The following is a 10,874-nucleotide window of genomic DNA, read 5'->3' as shown; positions in this document are numbered from 1 at the left end:
TGGATCAGCGATATCAATGACGTCATAATCTGATCCTGATCGACGCTCCTCACATGCGTGTTCGCGATCGTGACTGCTCGGCTGACCAAAAACGAATGTCGCAACAGGCGGCGCAGGTTGGTATGAAAGAGATGCTTTTCAACTGATGTTCTCTGTTCACGCTCGCGATCGTATGTCATAGAACGGTCATAAACAGCGGCAAGCCTGCAACGATAGCCACGACAATCTTGGATCAGGGGCACGGGACATGGGAGAGGCACGATCGTCGTCAAGCCGTTTTGCCCGCCCGGAAGATGCCGTATCTTGGCGCACGCCTATCGAACAAGCGGGTGCGATCTGCTATCGAACATCTGAGAATAGCGCCATCGAGGTACTGCTTGTCGCCAGCCGTCGAAATGGCAGCTGGGGCATCCCGAAAGGATGTATCGAAGCAGGGGAAACCCCCAGTGTTGCCGCCGCGCGAGAAGCGATGGAAGAGGCAGGTGTACGAGGCACCGTGTCGACTGAGACGCTAGGTTCGTTCTTCTACCGCAAAGCGGGCGACGATCTATCCTACCACATCAAGGTACACTTGCTCGAAGTGACGGAAACACTCTCAGACTTCCCGGAAAAGCAAACCCGAAGACTGAAATGGGCGTTGCTTGAAACGGCGGCCAAAGAAGTTTCGCACCCGAAGCTTCGGGATCTTCTGTTTTGGTCACGGGGCCGTATGAGACCGCAAATCCGCGAAAGTTCTTTCCTGATCTCCGCTAAGTGAAGGGGCTTGTGCCGGCTGGGTCCTTCGAAAGCGCAATCGAGCGCGCGGCGCAAAGATTTCATTCGTTGACGGCATGGGCAGGCAATGGTGGGTTCTAATTCAGCACGTTTGCCTGTCACGGTCGCGAACCACCGACTAAGTTCCGCGAGTTGGAGCGATTTTAGCCTTCTAGGCCGCCTTCATTCTTTCCGCCGGGCCACTGTTGTTGCCCAGGTCGAACCGGTCGACGAGATCCATCAGATGATCGGCTTCGCCCGACAAAGTCCAGCTCGCGGCTTCAGTCTCCTCGGCCATGGTAGCATTGCTTTGCGTCAGTTGGTCGAGGCGCGTTATCGCAACATTGACCTCGGCGATCGAGGATGCCTGCTCCTGGCTCGACAGAGCGATCACCTCGATCTGGGCTGAAATGCCGACGATGTGCTCGGAAATATCCAGCAACGCGCCCCCGGTTTCGGAGACCAGACCGGCGCCGGTGGCAACTTCGGCGGTGGAATTCCCGATCAGCGTGGCGATCTCCCTGGCGGCTCCAGCGGAACGCTGCGCAAGTTCGCGCACTTCCTGCGCGACGACGGCGAAGCCCTTGCCGGCCTGGCCGGCACGCGCCGCTTCGATGCCCGCGTTGAGCGCCAGCAGATTGATCTGGAAGGCGATGTCGTCAATAACTTCGATGATGTTGCCGATGCGGCTGGAGGCAACTTCGATTCGCCCCATCGCCGCGGTGGCATTACCGACGACGGCAGTAGACGGGGTCAGAACAAGAGCAGTCCGAAATAGTACGCTAAGGTCGAACGGAACATGAACGATGCCGTAGATCGGATGCGCAACATCCGATCTCTGTGGATTGCCATCGACATGCGCCAGTTTTGATTTCTCTGTCCGGTCCGACTCGACAACGCTCGACGTAGATTGGTCATGAATGGAGTCGGGCGATGGCAAAGCGCAAGCTTCTCAAAGATCAAGATCGCCGGAAGCTTGTCGATATCCCAGTCGACGAGGACAGCCTGATCCGCCACTATTCGTTGTCATTGGCGGATCGCCTGGAGATCGAACTGGGGAGACGTAATCACAATCGGCTCGGCTTTACCATCCAGCTATGTCTGATGCGATATCCGGGTCGAGTGCTTGGATTAGAAGAAACTCCGCCTCGCGCCATGCTGAAGTATGTTGCTGATCAGATCGGCGCCGCTCCAGACCAATTTGCCCTCTATGCACGTCGTGAAGAAACCCGTCGGGATCATATGGCGCGGCTAATGGTGTATCTGGATACGAGAAGCGCGACGCTGCAAGATCGCTGCGCCGCGCTATTGGGGGCAATCCAGACGGCGACCACGTCCGACGATGGTGCTGCGATAGCCAGTTCGACTGTCGCCTCGTTTCGCGAACGCGGAGCCGGCGCCGGGCAGAAAAAACTTTGATTGAAGACATCCCGCTCGATAGGCTTCAATCACTGGATAGGCTGGGTTGACCCGTCGATCGGCCAGACGCGCTTTCATTGGCTGCGTTCGGCGCCAGAAGCGCCGGCTGCGTCGAACCTCGTCGGGCTGACCGAGCGGATAGCTTTTCTGCGGCTGGAGATCGATCCGGAACTGCAGGCGCGCGTATCATCCGGACGGTGGGACCAGATGATCCGGGAGGGCAACGCAACGCCCGCCTGGCTTGCCAACGAATTCAACGCCAGCCGTCGCCACGCTCTGATCGTGGCTAAAGTCATCAAGCTTTGCCAGAAGCTCACGGACGATGCCGTGACGATGTTCATCAAGCTCATGGGCAAGTTGTTCTCGCAAGCCAATAATCGGAAGAAGCAGCGGCAGATGGACTGCAGAGCGAACACCGCCAAAGCGCTGCGCATGTTTCTGGATACGATCACCGCCCTGCAGTCCGCCAACGATTATGGTCGGAACGCATTGGATGTTCTCGACCAAAGAGTCGGCTGGGACCGGCTGCTTCGGATGAAGCCTGAGCTCGAGTCGATGGTCGACGACAACGAGTCGCCGTCGTTGATCGTAGCAGCCGAGCAATATGCGACCGTCCACAAATACATCGGTGCATTCCTTCAGACCTTCACGTTCCGCTCGGCGCATCGCCACGACCCGCTTCTGGCGGCAATTGCACTGTTGAAACGGCTTTATGCCGAGAAGCGGCGGACACTCCCGGATCGCGTGCCGATCACCCACCTCAGCCAAACTGATCGACGGCTTATCTTCGAACATGGGAAACCCGATCGCCGTCTCTACGAGATCGCCACGCTCGCGGCATTGCGAGACCGGCTTAGATCTGCGGAGATCTGGGTCGATGGCAGCCGATCTTTCCGACCGATTGACGAGCATCTGATGCCGCGGTCGACATTCATCTCGATGAAGGAAGACGATCGTCTCGGTTTGGGGGTCCAAGCTGCAAGCTGATGGCGCTCAGTGGCCTGCCGAAGCGCGTCAGATGCTCGACTTCAACCTGACGCGTCTGGCGCACAGAGCAAGATCTGGAAAGCTCGAGGGAGTTCGTCTCGAGGCAGGAACCTTGATTGTCACACCAACCGTCGGCGAAGTCCCCGTGGCAGCAGAGGAACTGAATGCCGAGATCAGCGACATGTGTCCGTTGGTCGAGGTTCCCGACTTGTTAAGGGAAGTGCATGAATGGACCGGCTTTGCGGATCACTTCACGCATGTTCGCACCGGCGACATCCCGAAAAATGTCTCTGCCATGCTCGCTGGTGTACTGGCCGATGCGACGAACCTCGGCCCAAAGCGAATGGCGGGCGCATCCAAGGGGATCAGCGCTCACCAGATTGGGTGGATGCGTACATTCCATGCTCGATCGGAGACCTACCGCGCGGCGCAAGCGTGCATCACCGATGCCCACACCCAGCATCCGCATTCCCGCCTTTGGGGCAATGGCACAACGTCATCGTCCGATGGCCAATTCTTCCGTGCGAGCGACCGAGCTGCAAAGCGCGGCGAAATCAACTTGCATTACGGCAGCGACCCTGGATCGATATTCTATAGCCATCTGTCAGATCAATATGGCTACTTTAGCATTTTGCCCATCGGTCCGACCGAGAGCGAGGCGGCCTATGTGCTCGATGGGCTATTCGATCAGGACACGGCCCTCGACATTCAGGAGCACTTTATCGACACGGGCGGTGCCAGTGATCATATTTTCGGGCTGTTCGCCTTGATCGGAAAGCGGTTCTCACCGCGACTGCGCAATCTCAAAGATCGGAAGTTCCACACGTTCGAGAAGAGCGATGCATATCCGACCCTGTCGGACCACATCGGGGCGCCGATCAACACCGCCCTGATCCTCGACCATTGGGACGATCTGCTCCATCTCGCGGCGTCGATCACGACGCGGTCCGTGGTGCCGTCTACGATACTCAAGAAACTGTCTGCATCTCCGAAGCAAAGCCATCTCGCGAGGGCGCTCCGCGAACTCGGCCGTATCGAAAGGTCGCTCTTCATGATCGAATGGTACTCAAGTCCGGCATTACGGCGGAGATGCCAAGCTGGTCTCAACAAGGGCGAGGCCGCCCATAAGCTGAAAAGCGCTGTGTTCTTCCACGAGCGAGGCGAGATCCGCGACCGGTCGTTCGAGAGCCAAGCATTCCGCGCCTCTGGTCTCAACCTCGTCGTCAGTGCGATCGTCCACTGGAATACAGTCTATCTCGACCGTGCAATCACACAGATGAAGCGAGCGGGTCGAGATATTCCTGATACTCTGTTGAAGCACATCTCGCCGCTCAGTTGGGAGCATATCAACCTTACCGGCATTTACACCTGGGATGCGGAACATCAGATGCCCAACGGATTCCGATCGCTCCGCCTTCCGGCTAGGCTAAGGGATGCCGCGTAAGTTCTCATTCCGTTCGACCTCAGCGTACGATTTCGGACTGCTCTTGTTCTGGCCCCTCCATGGTGGTTGGCTGCAGAATGGTGGTTAGGCTGCCAGTTTGATGGTTGTGTTGTCGTTTACCGCCAGCAGGTTGCCGTCGATGTCGCGGGCCGTCGGGTTCGGCAGGCCAATAAATCCAAGCGCAATCCGCGCCGAGTTTTATCTGGTATGGGTATTCGGCTCACGCCATACTCCGGGGCTAGAAGGTACGGCCGCTCCCCGCGGTTGAGGCCGAGCTGCGACATCGCGGTCGTGCCGATCTCGAGCTGGACCGATGGATGACACCCGGCAATCACGTCGTGCTGAATTTGGTGGAATCTCGACAAAAAAAGAAACTGCCAGCGTCCATCACAGCATCGATCAATTCCGGAGACTTGAAAAAGGTTTGGAGCAAGGCATCGCGCAATCGAGCGGACAGCATCGAACGGTCCTCATTGATGATCGGCACCGAGGTGGTTGCGGTTCTCCACCTCGAATTCCAACGTGATCGTCTTCACGCCGATAGACGCCTGAAGTGGTCGGAGTGTAGGGCCGATCACTTGCGAGAAAATATGCGAGATGTGCGTCTCGATTTGTTCTGCTGGTTCCATATCGGCGGACAACGCGCTCTTCAGAAAGGAAGTGGTTGCCGATTGGTCTTCGATAATCATCCGCAAACCTTTTGCCATAGTGGTCCTGCCGGCGGAACAATCAGCATTTTTTGCTATAATACATTGATCTGCGTCAATCATTGATGTCGAGGGCGAAGCCCCAAGCCGCACACAATCAACTTGTGCCCAAGTCATTGCTCGACGCGATATCTAGCGGACACGCTGCATTTCCAGTTTCCGAAGGCCTTCCTTCGACGTTGACGAGGAGGAATGGGATGATAGCGTTTGCTGGCCGCCTGCTGCAACCTATCGTGCATCATCTGACCACCTCACCGCACGTGCGGATCCCTGTCTCGCCGCAGGCGTGACGCGGCGATTACGTTGGTTTCCGGCGCCAAGAGATCGTGTTTCTCGGCAAGGCAAGTCGATGCAGGGGATGATCGATCTCACCCGCGAGGGCTTTTTCCCGAGGGCTCGAAAGTCCTTTACGCCCATCTCGGCGGTGCCCCCGCTTAACGGCTACAGTTATTACTACAAGGACGGTTGAACTCGATCTCGCCCGGCCTGCCATCCCCTTTGCCTTGTCTCGCGGGACATCGACATGACCTACACGCGGCACCTGAAAACGATCGAACAGCGCTTGCTCTGGCGTTCTCACTCGATGATCCACCACGCCCACCGCGTTCGGCGGAAAGTCGACGACATTTAGACCGGTGGTCACCAGGCCAGTTCCGCCTCCATGGTCCCAATCATGACGGCGCAATCCCCCACGGCGCCGAGCATTTCGGCCAGATCGGACAATCGGCGATTTCCATTGGCATTTACGCAATCTTCTATTCCGTGGGCGTGACGGCAGGAAGGCGGACGTCGTGACAGGAGCCCTGCTATTTCCATGACCTATCGGGTTTGCGAGCGACGCCTATGTCCTTGTGCTGGCTAAGGAGGGAGCGGCCCAGCTGCCCAAGGTTCCGATAGATGTCATCGCGCAGCTGTCGGACCTGTCGATTGAGCTCACCAAGTTGCGCAGGCGTATAGTCAGAAGTTTCCAAAAGAGCGTCGCCCAGGCAGCCAGCTCGCGACCTCAGCTCGCGGCCCGCATCGGTCAGTGTAACCCGCCCGGTGATGCTGCGGGCGGCAAGTGTCATCCGCGACTATGGTTCCGCGAGCGCGACGAGGCGCCCGCGGATAGCCATCGGCAACATGAAGTCGCCTCGTAGGTCAGACCTTGTGCAGGAAATCGACCACGCCGGTATCGAGATCATAATAGGCGGGCACGATCTTCACCTTGCCTTCCTCGACCAGGCGAGAAACGATCGCACTTTCGGTGAGGATGCGCTCGGCGCCGTTGAAGGCATTGGCATGGACGGTCTTGTCGACAAAATTGTCGCCGCGATCGGTCTCCGCCAAAGCCACGGGCAGGATCGGCTGGATCATCTTGCCGATTGAGCCATCGAGCTTGGTGCCCTTGGACACGACCTCGCAGGCGGCGGAGACCGCCCCGCAACGCTTGTGGCCCATGACGACGATCAGCGGCGCATGCAGATGTTCGGTGCCATATTCGATCGTGCCGAGCACATCGGTGTCGACCACGTTTCCGGCATTGCGAGCGACGAAGAGTTCGCCGAGCGTCACGCCGCCGAATACAAGTTCCGGCACGACACGGCTGTCGGAACAGGTGAGCACGATCGCCCAGGGTGCCTGGCTCTTGGCGACGTCCTGCCGGCGCTTGGAAATATTGGCGGCGCAGGCTTCCGCGTCAGCGACGAATTTCTTGTTGCCTTCCTGGAGTTTTGCCAGTGCTTCATCCGGCAGGAGGGCGGGGGCGTTCGAGGCGAATGCCGGCATGGTCCTGCCGAAGCATGCAGTCATGGCGGCCACGCCTCCGATGCCGGCAAATTTCAGCAGGGAGCGACGGCTGAGAGAGGAGGAATTGCAATCAAAGCACATGGTATCGGTCCTTTTGCAATATCCGGGATGGCTGCGGAGAAAAGGCACCTGCTCCAAGTCATGTCCGGCAATTCTCCGGGAATCGAAGAATGGCCGGTTTGGTTATGCCTTGATATGGCACTCATCAATTGGAATATTGACGCATCGAAGAAGCTAAGCCAATCCTGAAGTATCGCCCGGCCGTACGGTAGATCAACCCGGCCCTGACAAGTTCTGGCGGGGATGCTCATGCGCGATGATTCGTGAGCGTGATAAGCGGCCCACCTTTCCTTTTCTGACCGAGGCGGCAAGATCTGCTCCTTTATCGACAGGAGCGAACCGGAATGCTGAAGATCGCACTGAAGCGATAGCTGAAGTCACGGATGAAGCCACGCATGAAGGAGACTATCGGTGGATCGAGGTTATCCCGGCCGTCGGCAGCGACGGAATTGGACCGACGAGGAGAAGGCGTAGGGAGAGCACAGAACCTTGATCACTTCGGCTACAGTTGGCATTGTCATTGTACTAATCTCCCAGACGAGTCCAACAGCACGTTTGTCGTTTGGCACTTAAACGGGTTCATCCTCAATTTCTGTGGTTAACAGGATATTAGCGCCTCGGCTGTTATTTGCGAGGATGCGAGCGCAATTGAAATGGTCACCCGGCCCGGGGGTCAAAATTCTGGGTATCGCCCTTCCGCTGCTACGAAACCTGTCGGGATCTGCCCGGATTGTGGAACGCGAAGTCGGCACCAGCACGGCTGGCACGACCGCCGTCTCCAGGACTTGCCTGTTCAAGCTCAGGCTGTGAAACCCTACTCGCACTGAACCGGTGGCAGTGTCGACACCGGAAATGCGGGCGACAAACCTTCACCGACAGGTTGCCCGCGATTGCTGCACCCTATATGCGACGAAACGGATGGCTGAGATTGTGGGCTTGGTTGGCCACAGTATGGGAGGTCGTCCGGGATAGAACTTGATGCATCGGCTCGGCATGCCGGTCAGCGACGACACGATCTTGCGGCAATTGAAGCGCGGTAATCAGGAGCCATACAAAAAGACACTATTCGGGTTGTGGGCATCGATGATTGGAGCTGGCGGTATTCCTCCGTTACGGGACGATCATGGTCGATCTTGAGCGTCATTCGGTCGTCGATGTCTTGGAAGACCGGAGAGTCGAGAGCGCAAAAGCATGGTTGCAAGAGCGTCCGACGATCGAGGTCGTGAGCCGTGATCGATGTGGTTTGTATGCTCAGGCAGCCCGAGAGGGCGCGCCACAGGCACGCCAGGTGGCTGACCGTTTCCATCTGGTTCAAAATCTCAGGGAGGCAATCAAGGAGCAAATGAGCGTTTATGCTCACGCCCATGTCAGACCCATACTCTCCGAAGATGCTATCGCCAGCGCCAGGTCACAACAGCGCCGTGCCCGCTTGGCGCACAGGCAATCTCGTCAGGAAATATTCGACACGCTTCAAGCGTTGCGGCAGCAGGGCCTCACCTACAGCGAGATTGCAAGGCGGACCGGATACGAGCGCCGCAGCATAGCGAATTGGCTTGCTTCCGATGCACCTCGAGACAGAAACCGGGCAGCATTGAATCCGACATCGCCGCTGTATTTTCAATGTTTCCTGGCTGAATGCTGGAAAAAGGAAACCGGGTCGGGCGGCATCTGTTTTACGATATCAAGAACCGCGGTTACACGGGCAGCCGCTCTAATCTGGAGTGCTTGCTGAAGGTGTGGCGCGAAGTCGAAAATATCCAACCTGACGAGCCGCCTGCGGATATGGATGTTTCAGAACCCGTCCGCGATCCCGATACGGGCCATATGATCTCCGTTGTGGCTGCAGCCCTGAGTGTTTTCATGCTTGCCGATGGCGACGAGGACCGCTTCGCAGAGGAGGGTTTTGAAAAATGGCGCTCTGGTGATTTGTCGCGCTACGCCAAGGACAGGAGTGAAACTGCCCGCGAAGACCTTAATACGCATTCTCCCATTCATTGCTTAGATCATTGCGATCCAACCAATGAATTTTACCGATCTTTCGGAGATGATTATTAGAGAGGTCGAAACTGAAAATCAAGGCGCCGAAACTAGCGAACCTGAGCGGATCGCTTGCGTTTCGACAACGGGCGGTCCGATCAGCACGTGCGCCTGCTAACCCTGCTGCTTTACGCTGCTGAGAAAAGAACTGGAGCTTTGCAGGTCTACTGTAGTGCGGTGAGAATATCTTGGGAAATTCATCTTGAACCGTCGGAGCCATAGCTCGGTCACCCGTCGTCGACGTCTGCCTACATGTCGGCGTACTTTGCATCTCATCGTCATTCCATTCCTTTTGTCGACAGCATTGCTTCGGCGCAGACTATTGCCCTGACGATACTTGATAGAGCGCAAGCGGACTGGGGTTGTCGGTCTGGCTTTGTGAGTAGGTAAGCCCTTTTTGCTTATCCATAGGAGAATTGCCGGAGCATGACAGTAAATATGAAGATAGATCGGATAGTTGGGATCGATGTGGCCCGTTCATGTGCGATTTTCCTGGCCATGGGCAGTCACGTCTTGGCGGTGTCCAAATTAGCAGACTTTTTTAAGGGGCCCTATGTTGATGGTCTTAAATTATTGATGGCGCTTTCAACGCCAACGTTCATTGTTCTTTTCGGAACGATGCTTGAAGTCGTATACAGGCCACGATTTGATACCGACAAGCACAGTATATCTATCGCTCCTCTGTGGTCGAGGGCCATTCAATGCTGGCTGCTATACAGTCTTTCTGTTGTCGTTCTTTTTTTTGCCAAGTCTGAATACTCGTTATTCTTTTCCATATCGACAATCTTCATGCTGGGGGTAACCCCGTTCACTGACATTCTGAAGTTTTACGCAATCGCACTAACTGTGGCTCCCGCCCTTTTATGGACGCGCAATCGCCTGGGCCTAGTTCCGCTTCTGATCCTGGGCGTCGCCATTCACATTCTTCATCCGGTCTTGCGCGGGCTGCCAAGTCCCGTAGTATTTGGCTTGCCAACGGAAGTGGACCGCCTCGCGATGTTCCTGTTCGGAATAGGGGGAGCCAAGCTCGGCGGCCCCTCCGTCCTGCATGGCATGACGCTCGTCATATCCGGAATGGCGCTCGGGAAAATCCTGATGGGCTCGGCTTCGGGCGTGGCCGCAGGGATGACTCGGCGCGCTTGGCTTGTGCTCCTTGGCACCGGGCTGTCGCTCATCGCGGGCGCGTGGATACTCGATAGCGAAACGAAGAGAGGCCTTGGGAACATGACCATGCGACTCGACAGCCATCCGCTTTACTTCGCCGCCGGCGTTGTCGGTGCTTTTGCCATTACGGCCGCCGCTGTCCTGCTTACCTTGCGCCAGTCGATTGCGCCGACCTCACTGTGGAGATCGCTGACGTTCTTCGGTCGCACGAGCCTCTTCACCTTCGCCTTTGGCAACATGCTGCTCTATTGCGTGCAATTTGAACCAACCACCATTACCCAGTCGGCTCTGCTCACAGCGCTCCTGATGGTGGCGATTACGTTGCTGAGCTTCTGTTTCGACAGAGCATCGCAGCAGGACGGCCGGATGGCGAAGACCGTTTCCGGCGTCCAAGCCTCCATCCACCGACTGGCGACGTTGTTGTCACACCAAGGATCGCGTTTGATTGCCAGATGAAAACGCGGTCAGGAACGTTCCGGCGTCTTCCGCGTTTGTTTCGCTCATTGGTAGATCTT

The 10,874-nt window shown here is 56.9% G+C and carries 5 protein-coding genes and 4 pseudogenes; 5 read left to right on the top strand and 4 right to left on the bottom strand.

From position 1 onward, the window contains the following. Window positions 1-247: 247 nt before the first annotated feature. On the top strand, window positions 248-757 hold the full coding sequence (locus AS026_RS05025) for an NUDIX hydrolase (protein WP_063805891.1): 510 nt from the start codon (window positions 248-250) through the stop codon (window positions 755-757). A gap of 168 nt (window positions 758-925) precedes the next feature. Here the strand turns inward: AS026_RS05025 and AS026_RS05020 are convergent, their stop codons facing one another. Continuing rightward, window positions 926-1,693 carry a methyl-accepting chemotaxis protein gene (locus AS026_RS05020; protein WP_062368803.1) on the bottom strand — a complete coding sequence of 256 codons (768 nt, stop codon included), beginning with the start codon at window positions 1,691-1,693 and terminating at the stop codon, window positions 926-928. Between AS026_RS05020 and AS026_RS05015 the strand changes: the two are divergent. After that, window positions 1,687-4,603 (top strand): annotated as a pseudogene (locus AS026_RS05015) (Tn3 family transposase). The gene AS026_RS05020 and the pseudogene AS026_RS05015 sit on opposite strands and share 7 nt — an antisense overlap. A 470-nt stretch (window positions 4,604-5,073) precedes the next feature. On the opposite strand, the gene AS026_RS05010 reads toward AS026_RS05015, so the two are convergent. Together AS026_RS05010 and AS026_RS43040 are read right to left on the bottom strand one after the other, a co-directional pair. After that, on the bottom strand, window positions 5,074-5,310 hold the full coding sequence (locus AS026_RS05010; RefSeq protein ID WP_028746938.1) for a hypothetical protein: 237 nt from the start codon (window positions 5,308-5,310) through the stop codon (window positions 5,074-5,076). Window positions 5,311-5,561: 251 nt separating this feature from the next. Then, a pseudogene (locus AS026_RS43040) lies at window positions 5,562-5,648 on the bottom strand (DUF982 domain-containing protein); the annotation flags it as partial. Here AS026_RS43040 and AS026_RS41005 point away from each other — a divergent pair. Then, window positions 5,648-5,779 (top strand): annotated as a pseudogene (locus AS026_RS41005) (1-aminocyclopropane-1-carboxylate deaminase); the annotation flags it as partial. The pseudogenes AS026_RS43040 and AS026_RS41005 sit on opposite strands and share 1 nt — an antisense overlap. 671 nt (window positions 5,780-6,450) lie before the next feature. On the opposite strand, the gene AS026_RS05000 reads toward AS026_RS41005, so the two are convergent. Continuing rightward, window positions 6,451-7,179, bottom strand: coding sequence for a carbonic anhydrase (locus AS026_RS05000; protein WP_028746936.1), 729 nt, complete (start codon window positions 7,177-7,179; stop codon window positions 6,451-6,453). Window positions 7,180-7,794: 615 nt separating this feature from the next. Here AS026_RS05000 and AS026_RS04995 point away from each other — a divergent pair. Next, window positions 7,795-9,015 (top strand): annotated as a pseudogene (locus tag AS026_RS04995) (ISL3 family transposase); the annotation flags it as partial. Between the two features lie 606 nt (window positions 9,016-9,621). Next, the gene (locus AS026_RS04990; RefSeq protein WP_245307324.1) at window positions 9,622-10,815 is read left to right on the top strand and encodes a DUF418 domain-containing protein; all 1,194 of its coding nucleotides are present in this window, start codon (window positions 9,622-9,624) and stop codon (window positions 10,813-10,815) included. The last annotated feature ends 59 nt before the right edge of the window (window positions 10,816-10,874 follow it).

This window comes from Rhizobium altiplani, from assembly GCF_001542405.1.
GTDB classification, from domain to species: Bacteria; Pseudomonadota; Alphaproteobacteria; order Rhizobiales; family Rhizobiaceae; genus Rhizobium; species Rhizobium altiplani.
This window is presented reverse-complemented; position numbering and strand designations above follow the sequence as displayed.